The sequence below is a fragment of the Streptomyces sp. CRN 30 genome, assembly GCF_034105845.1.
This window is the reverse complement of the sequence record NZ_JAVRHI010000295.1, coordinates 1-24,637: the sequence shown is the minus strand read 5'-3', so window position 1 is coordinate 24,637 and position 24,637 is coordinate 1. Positions and strand designations below refer to the sequence as shown.

Sequence of the window (24,637 nt, the reverse complement as noted above, 5' to 3'; positions counted from 1 at the left end):
TCCCCGCGCCCCTGACGGGGCACTCATGTGGCCGTCGGGCGGAGTCGTGGGGCTTCCTGTTCCGCCGGGCCGTTCGGGTTGCCGCCTGTGAGGGCGCTGCCCGTGCGCCACTTCTTCCAGTCCAGGTTCCAGTCGCCGAAGCCGTTGCCGAAGGTCTCCATCGTGTCGCCGTAGGAGTTGACGACCTCGACGATGTCGCCCTCCCGGACGGTGTCGAAGAACCACTCGGCGTTGCCGGTGGACATGCCGGTGCAGCCGTGGCTGACGTTGGCGGAGCCCTGGGAGCCGACGGACCAGGGGGCGGCGTGCACGTACTCGCCGCTCCAGGTCACCCGGGTGGCCCAGTGGACGGGGAGGTCGTACGCCTCCGAGGAGCCCTCGGCGATGCCGACGGTGGTGCTGCGCATCCGGACGAACGGCTCCTTGCCGAGGACGACCTTGACGCCGTTGCGGGTCTCGAAGCCGGGCTTGCCGGTGGTGACCGGGATCGACTTGATCTCCTCGCCGTTGCGGAAGACCGTCATCGTGTGCGAGGAGGCGTCCGTGACGGCGATGACGCGGTCGCCGGTCTCGATCTGCAAGGGCTTGGCCGTGCCGCCCCAGAGCCGGTCACCGATCTTGATGCCCTTGAGGGTGGAGCGGGCCCGGACGGTGGCGTGGGCGGGCCAGTAGTCCCGGGGGCGGTAGTGCAGTTCCTTGTCGTCCACCCAGTGCCAGGCGCCCTCCGCGGCGGGCGTCGACTCCACCTTGAGGGCGCGTTCGACGGTCTTCCGCTGGGCGGGGTCCTTGACGGGCATGCTCAGTTCGGCCGTGAGCGGCCGGCCCACCCCGTACGTGCCCTTGTCGGGCCCGAAGACCACGTCGAGCCGCTTCTTGGCCGCGGGCCTGCCCGTGTCGAAGGTGAGGACCTTGCGGCCGGGCGCCCCGTCGCCGTCCTCGGTGCTGACCCGCACCGTGTAGGAGGCGTCGGCGGCCAGCGGTGAGGTGCTGTGCCAGCGGGCGCCGTCGGCGGAGAGCTCACCCGCCACGTAGCGGCCCGTCGCGTCCATGGCCGTGACGTCCGTGATGCGCCCGTCGGAGCCCTCGGCGACGACCTCCAGGGGCTTGTCGGGGTCGGCCTTCTTCCCCGGCTCCGTGGGGCCGTTGAAGGAGACGCGGCCGGCCGCGTCGTAGGGCGAGGCGGCCAGGGGGTCGTCGTCGCCGCTGCACGCGGTGGTGGCCGTCCCCAGGGCGATCACCAGCAGCGTGCAGCTCACGACGGCCGTGCGCCCCCGTGCCGGGAAGTGAACTGAGTGGCTCATGGCCTCAACGTAGGAAGCCTCGCGCGGGGCGGCGCGGTGGGTAAGCCGGACGGGTGGCGTCGTGCGGCAAAAGAAGGAACCCGGACCCTCCTGGCGGAGTGTCCGGGTCCTTCGGGTGACCGGGTCGTGCTACTGGGTGCGGTTCTCACCGCGGTAGTACTCGAAGACCCAGCCGAAGAGGCCGATCAGGAGCAGCGGCGCCGAGAAGAACATCAGCCACCAGCCGATCGCGACGGCGGTGAAGGCGAACGCGCCGCCGACCGCCAGCGAGAGCGGCTGCCAGCTGTGCGGGCTGAAGAACCCGACCTCGCCGGCCTCGTCCGCGACGTCCGCTTCCTTGTTGTCCTGGGCGCCCGCGTCGACCCGCTTGGCCGTGAAGCCGAGGTAGAAGCCGATCATGATCGAGAGCCCGAAGGCCAGGAAGAGGGCGGTCGTGCCGGCCGGCTCCTTCGACCACACGCCATAGACGATCGCCATGACGAGGATGAAGACGCTCAGCCAGATGAACATCTTGCCCTGGATCTTCACTTGCCGGCCTCCTTGCCGCCAGCGAGGGCCTTGTCACCGTGGCCCACGTTCTCCAGCTGGTCCAGCGCGGAGATCTCGGGGTGGTGCAGGTCGAAGGCCGGGGATTCGGAGCGGATGCGCGGCAGCGTGAGGAAGTTGTGCCGCGGCGGCGGGCAGGAGGTCGCCCACTCCAGGGAACGGCCGTAGCCCCACGGGTCGTCGACGTTGACCGGCTTGCCGTACTTGGCCGTCTTCCAGACGTTGTACATGAACGGCAGCATCGACATGCCCAGCAGGAACGAGCTGATCGTCGAGATCGTGTTCAGCGCGGTGAAGCCGTCGGCCGCCAGGTAGTCGGCGTACCGGCGCGGCATGCCCTCGGCGCCCAGCCAGTGCTGGACCAGGAAGGTGCCGTGGAAGCCGATGAAGAGCGTCCAGAAGGTGATCTTGCCGAGGCGCTCGTCGAGCATCTTGCCCGTCCACTTGGGCCACCAGAAGTGGAAGCCGGCGAACATCGCGAAGACGACGGTGCCGAAGACCACGTAGTGGAAGTGGGCGACCACGAAGTACGAGTCCGAGACGTGGAAGTCCAGCGGCGGCGCCGCGAGGAGGACACCGGTCAGACCACCGAAGAGGAAGGTGATCAGGAAGCCGGTCGACCACAGCATCGGTGTCTCGAAGGAGAGACTGCCCTTCCACATGGTGCCGAGCCAGTTGAAGAACTTCACACCGGTCGGGACCGCGATCAGGAAGGTCATGAAGGAGAAGAACGGCAGGAGCACGCCGCCCGTGACGTACATGTGGTGCGCCCACACCGTCACCGACAGACCCGCGATCGCGATGGTGGCGCCGATCAGGCCCATGTAGCCGAAGATCGGCTTGCGGGAGAAGACCGGGATGATCTCACTGACGATGCCGAAGAACGGCAACGCGATGATGTACACCTCTGGATGCCCGAAGAACCAGAACAGGTGTTGCCACAGCAACGCGCCGCCATTGGCGGCGTCGAAGACATGGGCACCGAACTTGCGGTCCGCCTCCAGGGCGAACAGGGCCGCGGCCAGGACCGGGAAGGCCAGCAGGACCAGGACACCGGTCAGCAGCACGTTCCAGGTGAAGATCGGCATGCGGAACATGGTCATGCCCGGCGCGCGCATGCAGATGATCGTGGTGATGAAGTTGACCGAGCCGAGGATCGTACCGAAACCGGAGAAGGCCAGACCCATGATCCACAGGTCGCCGCCGATGCCCGGCGAGTGCACCGCGTCCGACAGCGGGGAGTACGCGAACCAGCCGAAGTCGGCCGCGCCCTGCGGGGTGAGGAAGCCGCCGACCGCGATGAGCGAGCCGAACAGGTAGAGCCAGTAGGCGAACATGTTCAGCCGCGGGAACGCCACGTCGGGCGCGCCGATCTGCAGCGGCATGATCCAGTTCGCGAAACCGGAGAACAGCGGCGTCGCGAACATCAGCAGCATGATCGTGCCGTGCATCGTGAACGCCTGGTTGAACTGCTCGTTCGAGACGATCTGCAGTCCCGGGCGGGCCAGCTCCGCGCGCATCAGCAGCGCCATGACGCCGCCGATGCAGAAGAACACGAACGACGTGGCCAGGTACAGCGTGCCGATCGTCTTGTGGTCCGTGGTGGTCAGCCACTTGACGACGACTTCGCCGCGCCTCTGGCGCCGGACCGGCAGCTGGTCCGAGTAATGGGACCCTGCTGCCGCGGCACCCTGGGGTTCGTTGAGGATGCTCACAGGTTGTTCGTCTCCCGGTTCTTCTCGTGGTCCGTCTGGGCGATGCCCGCGGGCACGTAACCGGTCTGCCCCTTCTCTACGAGTTCCTTCAGGTGCTTCTCGTAACGCTCCTGGGAGACGACCTTGACGTTGAAAAGCATCCGGGAGTGGTCGACGCCGCAGAGTTCGGCGCACTTGCCCAGGAAGGTGCCCTCCTTGTTGGGGGTCACCTCGAAGGCGTTGGTGTGACCCGGGATGACGTCCTGCTTCATCAGGAACGGCACCACCCAGAAGGAGTGGATCACGTCACGGGAGGTCAGGACGAAGCGGACGCGCTGGCCCTCGGGCAGCCACAGGGTGGGGCCCGGGTTGTTCGTCTGCTCGTTGCGGGTGCCCGGGGTGCCGCAGTCGTAGACGCCGCCGGCGTCCGCCGGGAACTGGTCCTTGTAGCGGTCCGGGATCGCGTCCAGTTCCTTGGCCGTCTTGGCGTCACCGGTGGAACCGTCGACGCCCTCGACGTAGTTGAAGCACCAGCTCCACTGGAAGCCGACCACGTTGACCGTGACGTCGGGCTTCTTGTCGAGCTTGAGGATTTCGGATTCGTCGCGGGCGGTGAAGTAGAAGAGCACCGAGACGATGACGAGCGGAACCACGGTGTACAGCGCCTCGATGGGCATGTTGTACCGGGTCTGCGGAGGAACCTCGACCTTGGTGCGGCTGCGCCGGTGGAAGAAAGCACTCCACAGGATCAGGCCCCACACCAGCACGCCGACGGCGAGCGCGGCAGCCCAGGATCCCTGCCACAGGGAGAGGATCCGCGGAGCCTCTTCCGTGGTTGGGGTGGGCATACCGAGGCGGGGGAAGTCCTCCCATGTGCAACCGGTGGCGGTCGCCAGGACCAGGCCCGCGGTCAGTGCCTGCGACAGCCTCCGCCGCATCGGGCGTCGCGGCATGGGGGTACCGCCCACGCCCTTCGGGCGATGGGGGAGGTCGGAGCCGTTGGGACTCACGTAGCGCCTTCCCGAGAGTCTCGCCCGCGCGTTCGGCTGCGGCCTTCTCGCTGGTCGGTCGCCGCCCTGCGTCGGGCAGGGGTTTGGATGTTTATGCGGACCAAACCCTAGCCGACGCTCTCCGAGGGTTCGCGGGGAGGGGTGCCTAGTGGGTGGGGTGGTTCGCTGGTTTGGCGGGTGCGGGTCCGGTTATGGCTTGTCGCGCAGTTCCCCGCGCCCCTTCACCGGCGTCCGGTGAGCCTGCGTCTAGCGTTTGCCGTATGGCCTATCTCGACGCGGCGTCCGCTGCTCCTCTTCATCCTGTGGCGCGCCAGGCGCTGTTGGCTTCGCTGGACGAGGGGTGGGCCGATCCGGCCCGGCTCCACCGGGAGGGGCGGCGGGCGCGGTTGCTGCTCGACGCCGCCCGGGAGGCGGCCGCCGAGGCGGTGGGGTGCCGGGCAGACGAGTTGGTGTTCACCTCGTCCGGAACTCGGGCCGTGCACGCGGGCATGGCGGGGGCGCTGGCCGGGCGGCGGCGGGTCGGGCGTCACCTCATCGTGTCGGCGGTCGAACATTCGTCGGTGCTCCATGCGGGTGAGCTGCACGAGAGGGAGGGCGGCACCGCCGACCGGGTAGCGGTGGACCGTACGGGCGCGGTCGATCCGGCCGCGTACGCCGCCGCCCTGCGCGCCGACACCGCGCTCGCCTGCCTGCAGTCGGCCAACCACGAGGTGGGCACCGAGCAGCCGGTGGCGGAGGTGGCGGGGGCGTGCCGGGCGGCGGGGGTGCCGCTCCTCGTGGACGCGGCGCAGTCGCTGGCGTGGGGGCCGGTGGAGGGTGACTGGTCGCTGCTGACGGGCAGTGCGCACAAGTGGGGCGGACCCTCGGGGGTGGGGCTGCTCGTGGTGCGCAAGGGCACGCGGTTCTCGCCCGCGGGGCCGGCGGACGAACGGGAGTCGGGGCGGGCCGCCGGGTTCGAGAACATCCCGGCGATCGTGGCCGCGGCGGCGTCGCTGCGGGCGGTGCGCGCTCAGGCGGCCCAGGAGGCGGCGCGGCTGCGGGAACTGACGGACCGCATCCGGACGCGGGTCCCCGCGCTGGTGGAGGACGTGGAGGTGGTGGGCGACCCGGTGCGCCGGCTGCCGGGGACCGTCACCTTCTCCTGTCTCTATGTCGACGGGGAGACAGTCCTGCACGAGCTGGACCGTGCGGGGTTCTCGGTGTCGTCCGGTTCGTCCTGCACGAGCAGCACGCTGACGCCGAGTCACGTGCTGAAGGCGATGGGCGTGCTCAGTGAGGGGAACGTACGGGTGTCCCTGCCCGCCGGGACGGCGGAGGCCGACGTCGAGCGGTTCCTGGAGGTGCTGCCGGGGGTGGTGGCGGCGGTACGGGAGAAGCTGGGCGCCCGCAGGCCGCAGGCCGTCGCCGAGGGCGACGGCCTGGTCGTGGACGCGCTGGGCAAACTCTGCCCGATCCCGGTCATCGAACTGGCCAAGGTGATCGGGAACGTCCCGGTCGGCTCCACGGTCCGCGTCCTGGCCGACGACGAGGCCGCCCGCCTGGACATCCCCGCGTGGTGCGAGATGCGGGGCCAGGAGTACGCGGGAGAGGAACGGGAAGAGCGAGGGACGGCTTACCTGGTCCGCAGGGTGAGGTGATGCCGTCAGGGGCGCGGGGAGCCGCGCGGCCGGTCCCCACCGCCCCGCACCCGGCCGACTACCCCAGGTGCCCCTGCACCTCGGCCGCCGCCTCGTCCCCGTACGCCTTGGTGAAGCGCTCCATGAAGTGGCCCCGGCGCAGCTGGTACTCCTGCGTCCCGACCGTCTCGATGACGAGCGTCGCCAGCATGCAGCCGATCTGCGCGGCCCGCTCCAGTCCGACGCCCCACGCGAGGCCGGAGAGGAAGCCGGCCCGGAACGCGTCGCCGACGCCCGTGGGGTCGGCCTTGCGCTCCTCGTCGGGGACACCGACCTCGATGGTCGGCTCGCCGACCCGCTCGATGCGCACGCCGCGCGCCCCCAGTGTGGTGACGCGGTGGCCGACGCGGCCGAGGATCTCCGTGTCGCTCCAGCCGGTCTTGGTCTCGATGAGCCCCTTCTCGTACTCGTTGGAGAAGAGGTACGTCGCCCCGTCCAGCAGTATCCGGATCTCCTCGCCCTCCATACGGGCGATCTGCTGGGAGAAGTCGGCGGCGAAGGGGATCTCGCGGGCGCGGCACTCCTCGGTGTGCCGGAGCATCGCCTCGGGGTCGTCGGCGCCGATGGAGACGAGGTCGAGGCCGCCGACGCGGTCGGCGACGGTCTTCAGCTCGATGAGGCGGGCCTCGCTCATCGCACCGGTGTAGAAGGAGCCGATCTGGTTGTGGTCGGCGTCGGTGGTGCAGACGAAGCGGGCGGTGTGCAGCGTCTCGGAGATGCGGACGGAGTCGGTGTCGACGCCGTGCCGCTCCAGCCAGGCGCGGTACTCGTCGAAGTCCGAGCCCGCCGCGCCGACCAGGATCGGGCGGGTGCCGAGCTGGCCCATCCCGAAGGCGATGTTCGCGGCGACGCCGCCGCGGCGCACGTCGAGCTTGTCGACCAGGAAGGAGAGCGAGACCGTGTGCAGCTGGTCCGCGACGAGCTGGTCGGCGAAGCGGCCGGGGAAGGTCATGAGGTGGTCGGTGGCGATGGAGCCGGTGACTGCGATGCGCACGGCGTGAACTCTCTCCTGGAGGGAGGTGGGTTGACAGTTCACGCTACCCGGTCGGCCGGGGCTGCCGAAGCGGGCAGAACTACCCGATAGTAGGGCTTTCTCCTCGGGCGGAACCGTGCTTACGGTGCCGTCATGACGAACATCGAGCTCCACCCCTCCCTCCCGGCCGAGCCCGGCGCGTCCCTGGCGTCGCTGCGGGGCGACTGCGCCCGGATGGCTCCGCACTGGCCGTCCGCCGAGCGGGGCCCGGCGCTTCCCGTCCCGCCGTCGCTGATCCACGGCGTCTCCGTGCCGCCGCGCTCGGCCCGGCTGCTGGACGCGATGTCGGAGTACGGCGACTGAGGCCGTCGGGGCGCCCCGTACGGGCGGACCGGCCGTACGGGGCGGGAACCGGATGTTCGCGTGCCGCGTCCCATCGCCGTCCCCCGTGGCAGGCGAAGGAGCGATGCGGTGAACACCGAACGACCCGACCACGACGGCGCCGGCGCGGCGGCCGGCCGCGCCCAGGGCGACGAGGAGCGGGCCGGGCGGCGACGGCCCCGGGGTGTGCTGACCGCCTCCGTGGCGGCGGCGGTGCTGCTGGTCGGCGGCGGCGGAGCGTACCTGGCGGCGACAGCGGCCGGTGGCTCCGGCGGTTCCGGCGGGGGCGCGTCCCCCGAGGCGTCCGGCACGTCCGCTCCCCCGCCGCTCGCCCTGGACGCCCTGCCCGCGGACGGCGGTTCCTACCGGGCGGACGGATCGCTGCCGGACGGGCCCGGTTCGGCGCCGGTGTACCGGAGTACGGGGCAGGTCTCGGCCGGTGAGGTGGCCCGGCTGGCCCGCGCGCTCGGGCTGGCGGACAAGCCGGTGGTCCGGGGGAAGGAGTGGACGGTCGGCACGGTGAAGGACGGGTCCGGGCCGGTGCTGCGGGTGACGCGGCAGGCGCCGGGCAACTGGTCGTTCCAGCGGTCCCCGGCGGGCTCGGACGACTGCGCGAAGGTACGGGACTGCCCGGCACCCCCGGCGACCGGCGACCCGGTGGGGGCGGCCGCGGCGAAGAAGGCGGCGGCACCGGTGCTCGACGCGGTCGGGCAGGGCGGCGCCGCGCTGGACGCGGGGCAGGTCATGGGCGCCCGGCGGGTGGTCAACGCCGACCCGGTGGTGGGCGGAGTGCCGACCTCGGGGTGGACGACCGGGGTGGTCGTCGGCGCGGACGGGACGGTGACCGGCGGCAGCGGGCGGCTGAAGGCGCCGGTCAAGGGGGACGTGTATCCGGTCCTGGACGCGGGGCGGACCGTCGAGGAGATGAACGACGGCGGCGCGGGCGCCGGCGTCGGCGGCTGCGCCAGCGCCGTACCGCTGGAGGGCGGGGTCTCGTGCGAGCCGCGGTCCGGGCGGCGGGAGGCCGCGGCGACGGTGGAGCGGGCGGTGTTCGGGCTGGCCGCGCATCCCGTACGGGGGCGGGAGACGCTGGTGCCGTCGTGGCTGTTCGCCGTACGGACGCCGGGGGCGGCGGGGACGGTGACGGTGACGCATCCGGCCGTGGACCCGGCGTACCTGACGTCGGCCGCGCCCTCCGAGGAGCCCACGGCCGCGCCCACCGGCCGGGACGTCGACGTGACCGGGTACACCGCCGAGTCCACCGAGCTGACGGTGCGCTTCACGGGCGGGGTCTGCGCCGACTACGCGGCGGAGGCCGACGAGGAGTCCGGGAAGGTGACGGTCACCGTCACGGAGACCTCCGACCCGGAGAAGGTCTGCATCCTGATCGCCGAGGAGTACGAGCGGACGGTGCGGCTGAAGGAGCCGCTCGGCAGCCGGAGCGTGGTCGGCTCGGACGGCGAGGAGATCCCGCTCGCCAAGAAGGGGGCGCGGCTGCCGGACCCGGACCCGACCGGTCCCGAGTGACCGCCCGGCCTGCCGGGCACGCGCGAGGGCGGCGGCCCGGGAGGTCCCGGTCCGCCGCCCTCATCGGTCCTCGGGGCCGGCCGCGGCTCAGCTGAAGGAGTCGCCGCAGGCGCAGGAGCCGGTCGCGTTCGGGTTGTCGATCGTGAAGCCCTGCTTCTCGATGGTGTCCACGAAGTCGACGGTGGCACCGCCCAGGTAGGGGGCGCTCATCCGGTCGGTGACGACCTTGACGCCACCGAAGTCCTTCACGACGTCCCCGTCGAGGGAACGCTCGTCGAAGAAGAGCTGGTAGCGCAGGCCGGAGCAGCCACCGGGCTGGACGGCGACACGCAGAGCCAGGTCGTCACGGCCTTCCTGGTCGAGCAGCGCCTTGACCTTCGACGCGGCGGCGTCGGTCAGGATGATGCCGTCGGTGACGGTGGTGGTCTCGTCCGATACGGACATCTACATCTCTCCCGGGTTGTACGGAGACTGCTTGCCGACGGTGTCAACCGACGGGGCCGCGGATTCATTCCGGGCCGGATCCGAGTGATTTCCCCTCGGTTCGTCACTTCATGCTCGCACACGGGCGCGGACACGGATATGGGCACCGGGATTCACGTCACACCGACACAATGGGCATCGTCAAACTGACGTGAAGCGGATATGATAGATAGCGTCAATTCGACGATAAGCAGAAAGGGTGCGTGTCGTGACCACCGCCCAAGTCCAGGAGCTCGACGTCCAGCCGACTCCCCTCGCCCTGCTGCTCCTCGGCCGGGAGGCCGACCCGAGGAGCGAGCGCGGTGTGGAGTGCCCCGGCGACCTGCCCTCGCCCTCCGACCCCGACCTGGTCGCCCGCGCCCGCGCGGCCAAGGAGAAGCTCGGGGAGAAGGTCTTCGTGCTCGGGCACCACTACCAGCGCGACGAGGTCATCCAGTTCGCCGACGTCACGGGCGACTCCTTCAAGCTGGCCCGGGACGCCGCCGCGCGCCCCGAGGCCGAGTACATCGTCTTCTGCGGCGTGCACTTCATGGCGGAGTCCGCGGACATCCTGACCTCGGACGACCAGAAGGTCGTGCTGCCCGACCTCGCGGCCGGCTGCTCCATGGCCGACATGGCCACCGCCGAGCAGGTCGCCGAGTGCTGGGACGTCCTGACCGAGGCGGGCGTCGCCGAGCGGGTCGTCCCCGTCTCGTACATGAACTCCTCCGCCGACATCAAGGCGTTCACCGGCAGGCACGGCGGGACGATCTGTACGTCGTCCAACGCCGAGCGGGCGCTGAACTGGGCGTTCGAGCAGGGCGAGAAGGTCCTGTTCCTGCCCGACCAGCACCTCGGGCGCAACACCGCGGTGCGGGACCTTGGCATGTCCCTGGAGGACTGCGTCGTCTACAACCCGCACAAGCCGAACGGCGGGCTGACCGCGGAGCAGCTGCGCGACGCCAGGATGATCCTGTGGCGGGGTCACTGCTCGGTGCACGGGCGCTTCTCGCTGGAGTCGGTGGAGGACGTACGGGCCCGCATACCCGGGGTCAACGTGCTGGTCCACCCCGAGTGCCGGCACGAGGTCGTCGCCGCGGCGGACCAGGTGGGCTCCACGGAGTACATCATCAAGGCGCTGGAGGCGGCGCCGGCCGGGTCGAAGTGGGCCATCGGGACCGAGCTGAACCTCGTACGGCGGCTGGCGAACCGTTTCGCTCCCGAGGGGAAGGAGATCGTGTTCCTCGACCGGACCGTCTGCTTCTGCTCGACGATGAACCGGATCGATCTGCCGCACCTGGTGTGGACGCTCGAATCCCTTGCCGAGGGCAAGCTGGTCAACCGCATCTCGGTGGACGCGGAGACGGAGGAGTACGCCAAGCTGGCGCTGGAGCGGATGCTGGCGCTGCCGTAGGAACAGCGCGGAGGCCCCGGCCCGTCACCGAAGTGACGGGCCGGGGCCTCCGCGCTGTGCGGGGAAGGTCAGACCTTCGCCGGCTCCGGCTCGTCCGAGGACGCGGCCTGCGGCGGGACGCCGCCGTCGCGCTTCGCGGCCTTCTTCTCCGCGCGGCGCTCCTTGCGCAGTTCCAGCGCCGCGTACAGCGTCGGCACCAGCAGCAGGGTCAGCAGGGTCGACGTGACCAGGCCGCCGATCACGACCACCGCGAGCGGCTGGGCGATGAAGCCGCCCTCGCCGGTGACGCCCAGGGCCATCGGAAGCAGGGCGAAGATCGTGGCCAGGGCCGTCATCAGGATGGGCCGCAGCCGGTGCCGGCCACCCTCGACGACCGCTTCGACGACGCCGTGACCCTGCTTGCGGTACTGGTTGATCAGGTCGATCAGCACGATCGCGTTGGTGACCACGATGCCGATCAGCATCAGCATGCCGATCATCGCGGGCACGCCCATCGGGGTGCCCGTGACGATCAGCAGGCCGAGCGCGCCGGTCGCCGCGAACGGGATCGAGACCAGCAGGATCAGCGGCTGGGCCAGCGACCGGAAGGTGCCCACCAGCAGCATGAAGACGATCGCGATCGCCGCCAGCATCGCCAGGCCCAGGTTGACGAACGCCTCGTCCTGGTCGGCGGAGACGCCGCCGATCTCGGCGGTGACACCGGTCGGCAGGTCCAGATCGTCGATCTTCGCCGTCAGCTCGGTGGAGACCGCGCCGGTGTTGTCGCCGGTGGGCCGCGCGGTGACGGTCGCCGCGCGCTGGCCGTCGATGCGGGTCATGGAGACCGGGCCGTCGACCAGTTTCACGGTGGCGATGTCACCGAGCTTCACCGGGCCGAGCGGCAGCGCCTTCAGCTCGGCCAGGGTCTCGGCGGGCTTCGCCGAGGTGATGACGACGTCCCGCTCGGTGTCGTCCAGGACCGCCTTGGCGGCGGTGGTGCCGCGCACGGCCTGGGTGACGGCCGCGCCGAGGGTCTGCTCGGTGAAACCGGCCTCGGCAGCGCGGCCGTTGGCCTTGACCGAGATCCGCGGCACGCTCTGCGACAGGTCGCTGGAGACGTCGGTGACGTCGTCCAGGGAGGCGACCGCCTTCCGGACCTCCTCGGCGGCGGTGCGCAGCGCGTCGGCCTCGGACGCCTTCACGACGACGCTCAGGTCCTGGCTGCCGAAGCCGTCACCGGCGGCGATCGTGGTGGTGCCGGCGGAGTCGCCGAGCTTCGCGAGCCCGGCCTCCAGGCTGTCCTGCACGTCCTCGGCGGAGGCGGAGTCCTCCAGCATGATCTGGTAGGACGCCTGGTTGGTGTCCGTGCCGCCGCCGAAGGCCGCCATGAAGCCGGACGAGCCGATGGTGACCTGGAAGTCCTTGACACCGTCGGTGTCCTGGATGAGCTTCTCGACCTTCTTCGCCTCGGCGTCGGTCGCCGCCAGGCTGGTGCCCGGCTCCAGCTCCTGCTTGACGTTGAGGACCTGCTGCTCACCCTGGTCGAAGAAGTTGGTCTTCAGCAGCGGGGCCATGCCGAAGGTGCCGATCAGCACCACGACCGCGATGGCCACACTGGTCAGCCGGCGGCGGGTCGCGAACCTGAGGACCGGGACGTAGAAGCGCTGGAGGCGGCTCTTGGCCTCCTTCTCCTCCGCGAGGCGGCGGGCCTCGTCGGCGTCCTCGGGGGTGCCCTTGGGGGCGCGCAGGAACCAGTAGGAGAGGACCGGTACGACCGTCAGCGAGACCAGCAGGGACGCCAGCAGCGCCGCGGTGACGGTGAGGCTGAAGGAGCCGAAGAGTTCACCGACCATGCCGCCGACCAGGCCGATCGGCAGGAACACGGCGACCGTGGTGAGGGTCGAGGAGGTGACGGCCCCGGCGACCTCGCGGACGGCCTTGAGGATGGCCTCCTGGCGCTCCTCGCCGTAGCCGAGGTGACGCTTGATGTTCTCCAGGACCACGATCGAGTCGTCGACGACGCGGCCGATGGCGATGGTCAGCGCGCCGAGGGTGAGCATGTTCAGCGACAGGTCGCGGGTCCACAGCACGATCAGCGCCAGCACCACCGACAGCGGGATGGAGACCGCGGTGACGAGGGTGGAGCGGATGGAGGCCAGGAAGACCAGGATCACGACGACCGCGAAGAGGAGACCGAGCCCGCCCTCCGTGGTCAGGCCCTTGATGGCCTTGGAGACCGCCGGGCCCTGGTCGCTGACGACCGTCAGCTCCGCGCCGGAGCCGAGCTGTTCGCGCAAGGAGGGCAGCTTGTCCTCGACGGCCTCGGAGATGGCGACCGCGCTGCCGTCCCGGTCCATGGTCACGGCGACGGCGAGGCTGGGCCTGCCGTTGGTACGGGTCAGGGAGTCGGCCTTGGCCTCCTTCTCCTCGACCTTCGCGACGTCACCGAGGCGGACGGGCTCCTTGACGCCCTCGCCGGTGATCCGCAGGTCCTCGATCTGCTTCAGGGAGGTGAAGCCGCCGCCGACCTGGACGGTGCGGTTGGCGCCGCCCTCGTCGAACGAGCCGGACGGGACGGTGGCGCCGCCCGCCTGGAGGGAGGCGGCCAGGGCCTGCGTGGTCACTCCGGCCTTCGCGAGCTTCGCGTCGTCGGGCGTGACGGCGACCTGTACGTCCCGGACGCCGTCGACCGTCACCTGGCCGACGCCGTCGATGTCCTCAAGGGCGGGGACGACCGTACGGTCGAGCTGGTCGGCGAGTGCCTGCTGGTCCTTGTCGGAGGCGACGGAGAGCACCACGGCCGGCAGGTCGTCCGTGGAGCCGGCCACGACCTGCGGGTCCACGTCGTCCGGCAGCGTGGCGCGGGCCCGGTTGACGGCCTGCTGGACGTCGGCGACGAGCTGCTGGGTGTCGGGGCCGTACTCGAAGGACGCCATGATCACGGCGCTGCCTTCGCTCGCCGTGGAGGTGACCCCGGAGATGCCGTCGACCGCTTCGAGGTTGTTCTCGATCGGCTCGACGACCTGCTTCTCGACCACGTCCGGCGAGGCACCCTGGTAGGGGGCGATGACCGACACCATGGGCAGTTCGATGGTGGGCAGCAGCTGCTGCTTGAGCTGGGGTATCGCTATCGCCCCGAAGACGAGCGCGATGATGGACATCAGCCCTATCAGGGCCCGTTGCGCGAGGCTGAATCTCGACAGCCAGGACATGGGTCAGGGTCTCTCTTCTGTGGCCTTGAGCGGAGGAAGGGCACATGTGAGCGCCCACGCCACCACCCTGGGCCATCGGCGACCCCGGTTCCCTAGGCCCCAGGTCCATTTCCTTACAGCGCGCCTACTCCCGCCGCAGTACGCGCCTACGGGCCTCAGTCCACCCTCGGACGGACCAGCCCCGACTCGTAGGCGGTGACCACCAGCTGGGCCCGGTCGCGGGCGCCCAGCTTGGCCATGGCCCGGTTCACATGGGTCTTCACGGTGAGCGGGCTGACCTCCAGCCGCTCGGCGATCTCGTCGTTGGAGAGCCCGCCGGCGACCTGCACCAGCACCTCCCGCTCGCGCACGGTCAGCGTGGCCAGCCGCTCGGAGCGGCCGGGGTCGCGGTCCTCGTCGGCGCCGCCGTCCTGGGCGAGGAACCGGGCGATCAGCCCCTTGGTGGCGGTGGGCGACAGCAGCGCCTCGCCGCCCGACGCGACACGGATCGCACTGAGCAGCTCCTCGGGTTCGGAGCCCTTGCCGAGGAACCCGGAGGCACCGGCGCGCAGCGACCGCACCACGTAGTCGTCGACCTCGAAGGTGGTCAGGATGACCACGCGGACCCCGGCGAGATCCGCGTCGGCGCTGATCATGCGGGTCGCGGCGAGACCGTCGGTGCCGGGCATGCGGATGTCCATCAGGACGACGTCGGCCCGCCGTTCCTTGGCGAGCAGCACCGCCTCGGCGCCGTCGGACGCCTCGCCCACCACCTCCATGTCGGGCTCGGAGTCGACCAGCACCCGGAAGGCGCTGCGGAGCAGCGCCTGGTCGTCGGCGAGCAGGACACGGATCGTCATGCGGCACCCTTCACGGGGATCGTCGTTCGGCGCCCTGCGGGGGCGTCGTCATTCGGTGTCCTGCGCGGTGTCCGTCCGGCCCGTGGCCGGGGTCCTGACCGGAAGGATCGCATGGACGCGGAAGCCGCTCCCGTGCCGGGGACCGGTGGTGAGGGTGCCGCCGGCCGCGGTGACGCGCTCGCGCATACCGAGCAGGCCGTGTCCGCCGCCGGAAGTGGACGCCGCGCCGCTCGCGCCGGTGCCGTCGTCCAGGACGGTGATCTCGATGTCCGGCCCCACGCGCACCACGCTGACCTCGGCCTTCGCTCCGGGGCCCGCGTGTTTCTGCACGTTGGTGAGGGCCTCCTGGATGACGCGGTACGCGGCGAGGTCGACGGCGGTGGGCAGTTCGGTGCCCTGGTCGGCGCGGGCGGTCTCGACGTGCAGGCCGGCGTTGCGGAAGGTGTCGGCGAGTTCGTCGAGGCGGGCCAGGCCGGGGGCGGGTTCGGTCGGGGCCTCGGGGTCGCCGGACTGGCGGAGCAGGCCGACGGTGACGCGCAGTTCGTCGAGGGCGGAGCGGCTGGCCTGCCGTACGTGGGCCAGCGCCTCCTTGGCCTGGTCGGGCCGCTTGTCCATGACGTGCGCGGCGACGCCGGCCTGGACGTTGACCAGGGCGATGTGGTGGGCGACGACGTCGTGCAGGTCGCGGGCGATGCGCAGCCGTTCTTCGGCGACGCGGCGGCGGGCCTCCTCCTCGCGGGTGCGCTCCGCCTTCTCGGCGCGGTCCCGGATGGCCTGGACGAAGGCGCGGCGGCTGCGGACGGCGTCGCCGGCGGTCGCGCCGATGCCGGTCCAGGCGAAGACGGCGAGGTTCTCCTGCGCGTACCAGGGCAGGGGCCCGGCGAGCATGGCGGCGCCGCCGAGCACAGCGGTGGTGAGCAGGCCGGTCCGCCAGGTGGTGGCGCGGTCGGTGGTGGCGGCGACGGTGTAGAGGGCGACGACCGCAGACATCACGACCGGGGCGCGGGGGTCGCCGGTGACGGACTCGGCGACGGAGACGGTGCCGGTGACGGCGAGGACCGCCAGCGGGGCGCGGCGGCGCAGGACGAGCGCCGCGGCGCCGAGGGTCATCAGGACCAGGCCGAGAGGGTCGGGGGTGCGGACGCCCCAGGTGACGCCGTCGGGGCCGTGGGGGTCGGTGAAGGAACCGGCCACCATGCAGAGCAGGACGCATGCCGCGAGGGCGGCGTCCGTGGCCTGGGGGTGGGCACCCAGGCGGTGCCGGGTCTTTGTGAGGGGGCTCACGAGTCTTTACGGTGCTTTCCGGTCGCCGGACAGGGGGCGTCCGGCGTCTTGGTGGCCCGCCCGGGGGCTGCCGCCCCCAGACCCCCGCTTCGGCCTCCGGCCTCGTCCTCAAACGCCGGACGGGCTGAAAGTGCCTCAAGGGCGCCGGACGGGCTGGAAGTACCTCAAAGCCGTCGGGCGGGCTGAGGGGCTCTTACGTGCCGCCCGGGATGAGGCCGTCGTCGCTGAGCAGGTTCCGGACGTCCTGGAGGGTGGCGTCCTCGGCGGGGAGGATCAGTCCGGACGGCTCCAGGGAGTCGTCCGGCAAGGGGTCGCCGAGTTCGCGGACCTTGGCGAGCAGGGCCGTGAGGGTGCGGCGGAAGCCGGGGCCGTCGCCGTTCTCCATCTCGGCCAGAAGCTCGTCGTCCAGCTTGTCCAGCTCGGTGAGGTGGCCGTCGGCCAGCCTCACCTGCCCCTCCCCCATGATCCGTACGATCATGTCGCCCTCCTCGGCGTGCGGCGTGGGCTACTGCTTGTCGAAGCGCGGGGTGTCCTGAGGCTGCTGCCGGGTCTGCTGCTCGCCGGAGCCGCCCTCGATGGCCTGCTGGCCAGCGGAGCTGCCTCCGGCCAGCTCGGCCTTCATCCGCTGCAGTTCCAGCTCTACATCCGTACCACCGGAGAGCCGGTCCAGCTCGGCCTGGATGTCGTCCTTGTGCATGCCGGAGGGGTCGTCGAGGGCGCCGGAGGCGAGCAGCTCGTCGATCGCCCCGGCCCGCGCCTGGAGCTGGGCGGTCTTGTCCTCGGCCCGCTGGATCGCCAGGCCGACGTCGCCCATCTCCTCGGAGATGCCGGAGAACGCCTCGCCGATCCGGGTCTGCGCCTGGGCCGCCGTGTACGTCGCCTTGATCGTCTCCTTCTTGGTGCGGAAGGCGTCGACCTTGGCCTGGAGCCGCTGAGCCGCGAGGGTGAGCTTCTCCTCCTCGCCCTGGAGGGTGGCGTGCTGGGTCTCCAGGTCGGTCACCTGCTGCTGGAGGGCGGAGCGGCGCGAGAGCGCCTCACGGGCCAGGTCCTCACGGCCCAGCGCCAGCGCCTTGCGGCCCTGGTCCTCCAGCTTGGACGACTGGGACTGCAACTGGTTCAGCTGGAGTTCCAGGCGCTTGCGGCTGGTCGCCACGTCGGCGACGCCGCGGCGCACCTTCTGGAGCAGTTCCAGCTGCTTCTGGTACGAGTAATCGAGGGTTTCGCGCGGGTCCTCGGCCCGGTCAAGGGCCTTGTTCGCCTTCGCGCGGAAGATCATCCCCATACGCTTCATGACACCGCTCATGGGCTTCGCGCGCCCCCTTCTGACGGACTTAAGGCTCCAGCTCTGCGACAGAACCCACAGTACGGGCCCTGCATCCATTACCGCACTGTTCGGGGACGGATGCGCTCATCCCCAAGGACGACTGCGGACGCTCCCGATCCGGCGTGAGGAGTAGGTGCTCCCCTGTGGCGCCTTCCACAACGGCCGGAATACATCCGAGGTGTACGCAACCGTCCCCCTTGTCCCCTGAAGGACGAGCGGCGTTGCGGGATCGTTCCCCGCCGGGCTGGGGTCCATGCGGGTCAAGCCCTTACCCTTGGGTTTTGTGTTCCGTAGCCGTGCCAAGGAAGAGAAGGCCGCGACCGTGACGTCGCCGACCGACTCCAGTCAGCCCCGCGACCCGCAGGCCCCGAAGGGTCGCCCGACGCCCAAGCGCAGCCAGGCCCAGAGCCAGCGCCGCAGCGTCGCCCATACGCCGACCACGCGCAAGGAGGCCGCCAAGCGGCAGCGCGAGGAGCGGCGCACCGCCCTGGAGCGGCAGCGCCAGGCGCTCGCGAGCGGTGACGAGAGGTACCTGCCGGCCCGTGACAAGGGCCCGGTCCGCAAGTTCGCGCGCGACTTCGTCGACTCGCGGTTCAACATCGCGGAGTACTTCCTGCCGATGGCCGTCGTCATCCTGATCCTCAGCGTGATCCAGGTGGCGTCGCTGCAGAACATCGCGCTGCTGCTGTGGCTGGTCGTGATCGTCCTGATCGTGCTCGACTCGATCGTCACCGCGTTCCGGCTGAAGAAGGCCCTGCGGGAGCGCTTCGGTGACGACAACAAGCGGGGCGCGGTCGCCTACGCGCTGATGCGCTCCCTCCAGATGCGTCGTCTGCGGCTGCCGAAGCCGCAGGTCAAGCGCGGAGAGCGGCCCTGAGCGGCCTTCCGTTCGCCGAGGACGAGGCGCCTGCCTGTACGGACGGCCCGGGTCGGCTCGGGGACGTCGTACGGCTGGAGCTGGTGGCCCGGCAGCTGGACGAGCAGATAGCCGGCCGGTTCCCGGTGGGGCAGCGGCTGCGGGTGCTGGACGTCGGCATGGGCCGGGGCACGCAGGCGCTGCGGCTGGCACGGGCCGGGCACCAGGTGACCGGTCTCGAGCAGGACGCCGTGCTGGTCGGTGCCGCCCGCGAGGCCCTCGCCGGGCAGCCGCAGGGCATCCAGGACCGGATGCGGATCGTCGAGGGCGACGGCCGGGACACCGGCGTGCACTTCCTGCCGGGCAGCTTCGACGTGGTGCTCTGCCACGGCGTGCTGATGTCCGCCGAGGAGCCCGACCCGCTGCTGGCGGGGCTGGCGCGGATGCTCGCCCCGGGCGGGCTGCTGTCGCTGCTGGTCCGCAACGGCGACGCGGCGGCGATGCGGCCCGGTCTCGACGGCCGGTGGGCCGACGCGCTGGCGGCCCTGGAACCGGCGGCGCAGGTGCCGCGGTCCCGGACCGACCCGGACGAGGAGACTCCCGTACGGCCGGGTGCCGGGGGGCGCGCGGACCGGCGGGCGGCGCTGACGGCGACGCTCGCGGGCATCGGCGCGCCGCTGCACACCTGGTACGGCGTGCGGGTCTTCACCCACGCGCTGCCCGACGACGCCCCGGTCCCCGCGGACCCGGAGAGCCTCGGAACGCTGCTGACGGCGGAGGAGCGCGCGGGCCGCACCGACCCCTACCGGGCGATCGCGGCGCTGCTGCACCTGTGCGGGGTGCGGGGCTGACGGTCCCGGGGGCGTGAGCGGGTGACCGCGGGGTGAGCCCGTTCGGGCGTTCCCCGGGGGACGGGGGCCCGCCGGCTCGCGAGACTCGGAACATGGACGCCCTCCGCCGCTCAGCCGCCGTACGGCCCGCCGTGGTCCTCTCCTGCGCCGTCCTTCTCGCCGGGTGTTCCGTCGCCGGGGCCGAGGTGCCCCGGGAGCGGGCGACGGCGTCCGCGTCCGCTTCGGCGTCCGCTGCGCCGACCGCGCGGGCCGCCGAGGGGCTGGAGAGCGACTACCGGCGGGTCATCGACGACGTGCTGCCCTCGGTGGTGCAGATCAGGTCCGGCGACGACCTCGGCTCGGGGGTCGTCTACGACGGCAAGGGGCACATCGTCACCAACGCGCACGTCGTCGGGGACCGGCGCGACTTCCGCGTCACGACCGCCCACAGCGAGGAGCCGCTCGCCGCCACGCTGGTCTCCTCCTACCCGGAGCAGGACCTCGCCGTCGTGAAGCTCGACCGGGTGCCGCGGGGCGTGAAGGCGGCGTCGTTCGGGGACTCCTCGAAGGTCGCGGTGGGGCAGATCGTGCTGGCGATGGGCTCGCCGCTGGGGCTGTCGTCCAGCGTCACCCAGGGCATCGTCTCCGCGACCGGCCGGACCGTCACGGAGAGCGGGGACGGGGGCGGTACGGGCGCGACGCTGGTGGACATGGTGCAGACCTCGGCGGCCATCAACCCGGGCAACAGCGGCGGCGCGCTGGTCGGCCTGGACGGCCGGGTCATCGGCATCCCGACGCTCGCCGCGACCGACCCCGGGCTCGGCAACAGCGCGGCGCCCGGCATCGGGTTCGCGATCCCGGCGTCGACGGTCCGTACGGTCGCCGGGCAGATCGTCCGGGACGGGAAGGTCACCGACTCGGGGCGGGCGGCGCTCGGCATCACCGGCCGCACGGTCGTGGACGCCGATTACCGGGCCGCCGGGGTGGCGGTCGTCGAGGTGCGCGAGGGCGGCGCCGCGGCGGAGGCGGGCCTGAGGTCCGGGGACGTGATCACGGAGCTGGGCGGCCGGGCCGTCACCACGATCACATCGCTCTCCGAGGCCCTGGCCCGGTCCCGGCCCGGGGACCGTACGAAGGTCATCTACACCCGTGACGGCGACGAGCGGACGGCCGGGGTGACACTCGGCGAGCAGTAGGACCGAGCGGCGGGGCGGGGTGGGCCGAGCGGCCGGACCGGAGGGCGGGGCGGGGGCGGCCGGGAGGGCCGCCCCCGTGGGTCACGCGTCCTCGCCGTGCAGCTGCATCGGGCCGTAGATCTCGGCGGCGTCCTCGAACAGCCGCACCTGGTCCGTGCCGCCCTCCTTCAGCTCCTTCCAGTGCTCCCCGATCCACGACTCGGCGTCCCCTTGCGTCGTGAACTCCTCGGGCTGCACCGCGGGCCGGACCTCCGTCCCGTCGGCCGTCTCGAACCGCCACGTCCATGCCGCCATGTACGCCTCCCAGATGTGAGCACATGCAGAGCGGAAACCGGATCTTGGTCCGGCTCCCGGTCGCAGCCTATGCGCTCGGCCGGGCCCCTCGGGGGGCCTCGGACGCGCAGACCGGCGCGTGACCGGTGAAAATCGGTGCGTGGACGTGACTCTGCTCGGCACCGGTGCCCCCGCGGGACTCCCCCGCCCCGACTGTCCCTGCGCGGCCTGCGCCGCCGCCCAGGGCGCGGACGCCCGTGCGGCGACCGCACTGCTGGTGGACGGGGCGCTGCTGCTCGACCTGACGCCCGGTGCCGTGTTCGCCGCCGCCCGGTCCGGGCGCTCCCTGGGCGGGGTGGGGCAGGTGCTGCTGTCGCACCCGGCGGACGGCCCCGCGGTGGAGGTGCCGGCCGGGCTGCCGCAGCCGGGCCGGGTGCCGGACGGCCGGGAGCTGGCGCTGCTGACCGGGCACCGGGTGCGGGCAGTGGCGATGGACGCGCCGGGTACGGGGTACGCGGTGACCGGCCCGGACGGGCAGCGGCTGCTGTACCTGCCGCCGGGCGGCGCCCCGGCCGGCCTTGAGGAGCCGGCCGACCCCTACGACCTGGTCCTGCTGGACGTGGTGGGGCGGCCGGACGCGCTGGCGAAGCTGCGGGCGGTGGGGGCGGCCGGGCCGACGACGGACGTCGTCGCCGTCCACCTCGGCCACGAGGTGCCGCCGGGCCCCGAGCTGCGGCGCCGGCTGGCGGCGGCGGGCGCGCGGGCGGTGCCGGACGGGACGACGCTGACGGTGGGGGTGTACGAGGACGTGCCGGACGTACCGCGGCGGACGCTGGTGCTGGGCGGGGCGCGCTCGGGGAAGTCGGTCGAGGCCGAGCGGCGGCTGGAGTCCTTCCCCGACGTGCTGTACGTCGCGACGGGCGGCACCCGGGGCGGTGACACCGAGTGGGCGGCGCGGGTGGCCACGCACCGCGAGCGGCGCCCCGGGTCGTGGCGGACCACCGAGAGCTGCGACCTGGTGCCGCTGCTGAAGGACGACGGTCCGCCGCTGCTCGTCGACTGCCTGTCGCTGTGGCTGACGGACGCCATGGACACCGCCGGGGCCTGGGACGACGACCGGTGGGCGGACGGCGGGGAGCGGCTGCTGCGGGACCGGGTGCGGGAGCTGACGGAGGCGGTACGGGCCACCCGGCGCGCGGTCGTCGCCGTCTCCAACGAGGTGGGGTCCGGGATCGTCCCGGCCACCGCCTCCGGGCGCCGCTACCGGGACGAACTGGGGCGGCTCAACGCCGCGTTCGCCGCGGAGTGCGAGCAGGTGCTGCTGGTGGTGGCGGGTCAGGCACTGGTGCTGCGCGGCTGAGGACCACCCGGCGCACGGGCGACGGCCGACGGCGGACCGGTGACGGAGAACAGGACACAACCACGGCCGCCGCCACCCCGACCAACCCGGGCGCTCCAACACCCCGTCCGCCCCGGAGCGCGAGCAGGCACTGCTGGTGGTGGCGGGTCAGACGCTGGTGCTGCGCGGTCGAGGACCACCCGGTGCGCGGGCGATGGCGCGCAGCGGGTCCGTGCCCGGGAGCAGGAGGCAGCCGTGCTCCGCGAGTTCGGCGCGGAGCCGGGCGGCGGAGCGGAGGGCCGCCGGGTGGGCGAGGGGGACCCGCGGGTCGGCGGTGTCGAGGAGCAGGTGGCCGCCGGGGCGCAGCACTTGCAGGGCGCCGAGCAGTTCGGCCCGCGGGTCCGGGCAGCACTCGGGGCGCAGCAGGCTGACGACGTCGTAGCGGGCGCGCAGCCGGGCGGTGACGTGCGGGTCCGTCAGGCGGCCGACGTGCGCCTCCTCGACGTGCTCCGCGTCGCGGGCGCGCAGCACGCGGTCGGCGGGGGCGGGGTCCAGCCCGTCGAAGGAGGTGTACGGGAAGAGCCGGCGGGCGGTGCGCGGGAAGCGGGCGTCGCCGGTGCGGACGTCGAGCCAGCTCTCCGGGTCCGGACGGTGGGCGCGCAGCGCGCGGGCGGCGAGCAGGTACCGCAGGGCGGTGCAGGCGCGGGCGGTGGGGCCCTGCGGGCCGGGCGGCGCCGGCGGGTTGCGGAAGACGTGCCGGCAGTCCGCGCAGCCGGTGAGCGCGGTGCGCGGCCGGGACCGCAGCCGCCGGGAACCGCACCAGGGACAGTCGGCACGGAGCGGGGAGTAAGGCGGGGCGGGCGGCGCGGACGGCAGCGGCGGTGCGGACATGGGCGGCTCCCGGTTATGGACATTTCTCAGCAAAACGGAACGTATGGGATGTCGGTGCGCGGTGCAACGACGCCGCTCGGCCGCGGCCCGCAACTGCCTTCGGACGCGTGCGATCGGGGCCGGTACTGTTCGGCGAATGAGCTCGCTGAATCTCGACGACTTCACCGATCTGATCGAGCGCCCGGACGGCGGGGTACGCCGTGACGCCGAGGCGCGCCGGGAACGTCAGGTCGTGCCGCCCGGGGCGCTGGGCCGCCTGGACGACCTGGGCGAGTGGCTGGCCGCGGCCCAGTCCGCCGTGCCGGTGCGGCCGGTGGAACGGCCGCGGGTGGTGCTCTTCGCCGGCGATCACCGGATCGCCGAGCTGGGCGTCTCGGCCCGTCCGGCGGGCACCGCGGGCGACCTGGTGCGCCAGGTGCTGGAGGGCGGGCGGCCCGTGTCCGTGCTCGCCCGGCGCCAGGGCGTGCCCGTGCGGGTGATCGACATGGCGCTCGACTGCGACCCGGAGTCCCTGCCCGCCGAGGTGGTACGGCACCGGGTGCGGCGCAGCGGCGGGCGCATCGACATCGAGGACGCCCTCACCCTGGAGGAGGCGGAGACCGCCTTCCTCGCGGGGGTCGCGGTGGCCGACGAGGAGGCCGACTCCGGTACGGATCTGGTGGTGCTCGGCGATGTGAGCGTCGGCGGGACCACGGCGGCGGGCGTGCTGGTCGCCGCGTTGTGCGGGACGGACGCGTCGGTCGTGACCGGGCGGGGCGGGGTCGCCATCGACGACCTGGCGTGGATGCTCAAGTGCGCCGCGATCCGGGACGCGCTGCGGCGGGCGCGGCCGGTCCTCGGCGACCAGCTGAAGCTGCTGGCGACGGTCGGCGGGGCCGATCTGACGGCGATGACCGGGTTCCTGCTGCAGGCCGCGGCGCGGAAGATGCCGGTGATCCTCGACGGCGTCGTGACGGCGGCCTGCGCGCTGGTCGGGCAGCGGATCGCGTTCCGCGCGCCGGACTGGTGGCTGGCGGCGCACGACAGCGGGGAGCCGGGCCAGGCGAAGGCGCTGGACCGGATGGCCCTCGAACCGCTCCTCGCGCAGGGCGTGCGGGTCGGTGAGGGCGCGGGCGGACTGCTGGCGCTGCCGGTGGTGTCGGCCGCGGCCGCGCTGGCGGCGGAGCTGCCGGAGGTGTCGGCAGAGCCGGAGGTGTCGGAGGAGCGGGACGTATCGGCGGAGCCGGAGAAGCCGACGGAGTCGGAAGCGTTCACGTCAGGGGAGTGAACCGGGGACGCCGGTGAACCGGCGTCCCGGCGGGGTGGGCCGCGCGGCCCGGCGCTGACGGGGTGCCGCCCGCGCCCACCCGCGCCCACCCGCGCCCATCCGTGCCCACCCGCGCCCATCCGTGCCCACTCGTGCCGCCCCAGCGGCACGACTGCCCGCGGCTTCGGCGATTCGGCCGGTCGGTAGAGTGGCGGGGTGGTCGGCAGGGGTTTCGGGGACGGGGTTCGGTTCGCGTTCGGGACGTTGACGGTGTTTCCGGTGCGCGTCACCCGGTGGGACCGGACGGCCGCGCGCGGCGGCATGGTGTGCGCGCCGCTGGCCGGGCTCGCGGTCGGCGTGTCGGCCGCGGCCGTCGGCGCCGTG

Annotated in this window: 22 protein-coding genes; 9 read left to right on the top strand and 13 right to left on the bottom strand. The window is 72.4% G+C overall.

What is annotated here, in order from left to right; genetic code table 11:
* Nucleotides 1-23: 23 nt before the first annotated feature.
* From UW392_RS31325 to coxB, 4 genes are all read right to left on the bottom strand, one after another.
* Nucleotides 24-1,301 carry a L,D-transpeptidase gene (locus UW392_RS31325; RefSeq protein ID WP_320778537.1) on the bottom strand — a complete coding sequence of 426 codons (1,278 nt, stop codon included), beginning with the start codon at nucleotides 1,299-1,301 and terminating at the stop codon, nucleotides 24-26.
* A 129-nt stretch (nucleotides 1,302-1,430) separates the two neighbouring features.
* Nucleotides 1,431-1,829: a cytochrome c oxidase subunit 4 gene (locus UW392_RS31320; protein WP_320778536.1), complete on the bottom strand. Its 399-nt coding sequence runs from the start codon at nucleotides 1,827-1,829 to the stop codon at nucleotides 1,431-1,433.
* A complete protein-coding gene (gene ctaD, locus UW392_RS31315) occupies nucleotides 1,826-3,562 on the bottom strand; it encodes a cytochrome c oxidase subunit I (RefSeq protein ID WP_320778535.1) in 1,737 nt (578 codons plus the stop codon). Before ctaD ends, UW392_RS31320 begins: the two co-directional genes overlap by 4 nt.
* On the bottom strand, nucleotides 3,559-4,551 hold the full coding sequence (gene coxB, locus UW392_RS31310; RefSeq protein ID WP_414496723.1) for a cytochrome c oxidase subunit II: 993 nt from the start codon (nucleotides 4,549-4,551) through the stop codon (nucleotides 3,559-3,561). Before coxB ends, ctaD begins: the two co-directional genes overlap by 4 nt.
* 260 nt (nucleotides 4,552-4,811) lie before the next feature.
* Here coxB and UW392_RS31305 point away from each other — a divergent pair, with 260 nt between their 5' ends.
* Entirely contained in the window at nucleotides 4,812-6,188 is a 1,377-nt protein-coding gene (locus UW392_RS31305; RefSeq protein WP_320778533.1) for a cysteine desulfurase/sulfurtransferase TusA family protein, read from the top strand.
* 58 nt (nucleotides 6,189-6,246) lie between these two features.
* Here the strand turns inward: UW392_RS31305 and UW392_RS31300 are convergent, their stop codons facing one another.
* Nucleotides 6,247-7,221, bottom strand: coding sequence for a carbohydrate kinase family protein (locus UW392_RS31300; RefSeq protein WP_320778532.1), 975 nt, complete (start codon nucleotides 7,219-7,221; stop codon nucleotides 6,247-6,249).
* A 132-nt stretch (nucleotides 7,222-7,353) separates the two neighbouring features.
* Here UW392_RS31300 and UW392_RS31295 point away from each other — a divergent pair, with 132 nt between their 5' ends.
* Both UW392_RS31295 and UW392_RS31290 read left to right on the top strand, forming a co-directional pair.
* Nucleotides 7,354-7,563, top strand: a complete 210-nt coding sequence (locus UW392_RS31295; protein WP_320778531.1) for a hypothetical protein — start codon at nucleotides 7,354-7,356, stop codon at nucleotides 7,561-7,563.
* 108 nt (nucleotides 7,564-7,671) lie between these two features.
* Nucleotides 7,672-9,108 carry a hypothetical protein gene (locus UW392_RS31290; protein WP_320778530.1) on the top strand — a complete coding sequence of 479 codons (1,437 nt, stop codon included), beginning with the start codon at nucleotides 7,672-7,674 and terminating at the stop codon, nucleotides 9,106-9,108.
* An 87-nt stretch (nucleotides 9,109-9,195) separates the two neighbouring features.
* Here the strand turns inward: UW392_RS31290 and UW392_RS31285 are convergent, their stop codons facing one another.
* On the bottom strand, nucleotides 9,196-9,552 hold the full coding sequence (locus UW392_RS31285) for a HesB/IscA family protein (RefSeq protein ID WP_061919812.1): 357 nt from the start codon (nucleotides 9,550-9,552) through the stop codon (nucleotides 9,196-9,198).
* A gap of 247 nt (nucleotides 9,553-9,799) precedes the next feature.
* Here UW392_RS31285 and nadA point away from each other — a divergent pair, with 247 nt between their 5' ends.
* Nucleotides 9,800-10,984, top strand: a complete 1,185-nt coding sequence (gene nadA, locus UW392_RS31280) for a quinolinate synthase NadA (RefSeq protein WP_320778529.1) — start codon at nucleotides 9,800-9,802, stop codon at nucleotides 10,982-10,984.
* Nucleotides 10,985-11,052: 68 nt separating this feature from the next.
* Here nadA and UW392_RS31275 read toward each other — a convergent pair whose 3' ends face one another.
* The 5 genes from UW392_RS31275 to UW392_RS31255 form a co-directional block, all read right to left on the bottom strand.
* Complete coding sequence (locus UW392_RS31275; RefSeq protein ID WP_320778528.1) at nucleotides 11,053-14,175, bottom strand: efflux RND transporter permease subunit; 3,123 nt, start codon at nucleotides 14,173-14,175, stop codon at nucleotides 11,053-11,055.
* Nucleotides 14,176-14,330: 155 nt separating this feature from the next.
* A complete protein-coding gene (locus UW392_RS31270; RefSeq protein WP_320778527.1) occupies nucleotides 14,331-15,014 on the bottom strand; it encodes a response regulator transcription factor in 684 nt (227 codons plus the stop codon).
* A gap of 48 nt (nucleotides 15,015-15,062) precedes the next feature.
* Nucleotides 15,063-16,298 (bottom strand): sensor histidine kinase, encoded by a 1,236-nt coding sequence (locus tag UW392_RS31265; RefSeq protein WP_320778526.1) that lies wholly within the window; start codon nucleotides 16,296-16,298, stop codon nucleotides 15,063-15,065.
* 193 nt (nucleotides 16,299-16,491) lie between these two features.
* Nucleotides 16,492-16,776: a PspA-associated protein PspAA gene (pspAA, locus tag UW392_RS31260; RefSeq protein WP_320778525.1), complete on the bottom strand. Its 285-nt coding sequence runs from the start codon at nucleotides 16,774-16,776 to the stop codon at nucleotides 16,492-16,494.
* A gap of 27 nt (nucleotides 16,777-16,803) precedes the next feature.
* Nucleotides 16,804-17,574 (bottom strand): PspA/IM30 family protein, encoded by a 771-nt coding sequence (locus UW392_RS31255; protein WP_320778573.1) that lies wholly within the window; start codon nucleotides 17,572-17,574, stop codon nucleotides 16,804-16,806.
* 301 nt (nucleotides 17,575-17,875) lie between these two features.
* On the opposite strand from UW392_RS31255, the gene UW392_RS31250 reads away from it, so the two are divergent.
* The 3 genes from UW392_RS31250 (at nucleotide 17,876) to UW392_RS31240 (ending at nucleotide 20,504) form a co-directional block, all read left to right on the top strand.
* The gene (locus UW392_RS31250) at nucleotides 17,876-18,499 is read left to right on the top strand and encodes a DUF3043 domain-containing protein (protein ID WP_320778524.1); all 624 of its coding nucleotides are present in this window, start codon (nucleotides 17,876-17,878) and stop codon (nucleotides 18,497-18,499) included.
* An 83-nt stretch (nucleotides 18,500-18,582) separates the two neighbouring features.
* Nucleotides 18,583-19,329, top strand: coding sequence for a class I SAM-dependent methyltransferase (locus UW392_RS31245; protein ID WP_320778523.1), 747 nt, complete (start codon nucleotides 18,583-18,585; stop codon nucleotides 19,327-19,329).
* A gap of 92 nt (nucleotides 19,330-19,421) precedes the next feature.
* A complete protein-coding gene (locus UW392_RS31240; protein ID WP_320778522.1) occupies nucleotides 19,422-20,504 on the top strand; it encodes a S1C family serine protease in 1,083 nt (360 codons plus the stop codon).
* Between the two features lie 81 nt (nucleotides 20,505-20,585).
* On the opposite strand, the gene UW392_RS31235 is transcribed toward UW392_RS31240, so the two are convergent.
* Complete coding sequence (locus UW392_RS31235; protein WP_320778521.1) at nucleotides 20,586-20,798, bottom strand: hypothetical protein; 213 nt, start codon at nucleotides 20,796-20,798, stop codon at nucleotides 20,586-20,588.
* A 139-nt stretch (nucleotides 20,799-20,937) separates the two neighbouring features.
* On the opposite strand from UW392_RS31235, the gene UW392_RS31230 reads away from it, so the two are divergent.
* The gene (locus UW392_RS31230) at nucleotides 20,938-22,137 is read left to right on the top strand and encodes a bifunctional adenosylcobinamide kinase/adenosylcobinamide-phosphate guanylyltransferase (protein WP_320778520.1); all 1,200 of its coding nucleotides are present in this window, start codon (nucleotides 20,938-20,940) and stop codon (nucleotides 22,135-22,137) included.
* 147 nt (nucleotides 22,138-22,284) lie between these two features.
* On the opposite strand, the gene UW392_RS31225 is transcribed toward UW392_RS31230, so the two are convergent.
* On the bottom strand, nucleotides 22,285-23,007 hold the full coding sequence (locus UW392_RS31225; RefSeq protein WP_320778519.1) for a methyltransferase domain-containing protein: 723 nt from the start codon (nucleotides 23,005-23,007) through the stop codon (nucleotides 22,285-22,287).
* A 136-nt stretch (nucleotides 23,008-23,143) separates the two neighbouring features.
* Here UW392_RS31225 and cobT point away from each other — a divergent pair, with 136 nt between their 5' ends.
* Nucleotides 23,144-24,274, top strand: a complete 1,131-nt coding sequence (gene cobT / locus UW392_RS31220; protein WP_320778518.1) for a nicotinate-nucleotide--dimethylbenzimidazole phosphoribosyltransferase — start codon at nucleotides 23,144-23,146, stop codon at nucleotides 24,272-24,274.
* Nucleotides 24,275-24,637 lie beyond the last annotated feature (363 nt).

Excerpts from the sequence above, each read along its gene's own strand:
- UW392_RS31285 (WP_061919812.1), bottom strand. The coding sequence starts at position 9,552 with ATGTCCGTATCGGACGAGACCACCACCGTCACCGACGGCATCATCCTG.
- UW392_RS31235 (WP_320778521.1), bottom strand. The coding sequence starts at position 20,798 with ATGGCGGCATGGACGTGGCGGTTCGAGACGGCCGACGGGACGGAGGTC.
- UW392_RS31295 (WP_320778531.1), top strand. The coding sequence starts at position 7,354 with ATGACGAACATCGAGCTCCACCCCTCCCTCCCGGCCGAGCCCGGCGCG.
- cobT (WP_320778518.1), top strand. The coding sequence starts at position 23,144 with ATGAGCTCGCTGAATCTCGACGACTTCACCGATCTGATCGAGCGCCCG.
- UW392_RS31305 (WP_320778533.1), top strand. The coding sequence starts at position 4,812 with ATGGCCTATCTCGACGCGGCGTCCGCTGCTCCTCTTCATCCTGTGGCG.
- UW392_RS31255 (WP_320778573.1), bottom strand. The coding sequence starts at position 17,574 with ATGATCTTCCGCGCGAAGGCGAACAAGGCCCTTGACCGGGCCGAGGAC.
- UW392_RS31240 (WP_320778522.1), top strand. The coding sequence starts at position 19,422 with ATGGACGCCCTCCGCCGCTCAGCCGCCGTACGGCCCGCCGTGGTCCTC.
- UW392_RS31250 (WP_320778524.1), top strand. The coding sequence starts at position 17,876 with ATGCGGGTCAAGCCCTTACCCTTGGGTTTTGTGTTCCGTAGCCGTGCC.
- UW392_RS31225 (WP_320778519.1), bottom strand. The coding sequence starts at position 23,007 with ATGTCCGCACCGCCGCTGCCGTCCGCGCCGCCCGCCCCGCCTTACTCC.
- UW392_RS31270 (WP_320778527.1), bottom strand. The coding sequence starts at position 15,014 with ATGACGATCCGTGTCCTGCTCGCCGACGACCAGGCGCTGCTCCGCAGC.
- UW392_RS31325 (WP_320778537.1), bottom strand. The coding sequence starts at position 1,301 with ATGAGCCACTCAGTTCACTTCCCGGCACGGGGGCGCACGGCCGTCGTG.
- pspAA (WP_320778525.1), bottom strand. The coding sequence starts at position 16,776 with ATGATCGTACGGATCATGGGGGAGGGGCAGGTGAGGCTGGCCGACGGC.
- UW392_RS31275 (WP_320778528.1), bottom strand. The coding sequence starts at position 14,175 with ATGTCCTGGCTGTCGAGATTCAGCCTCGCGCAACGGGCCCTGATAGGG.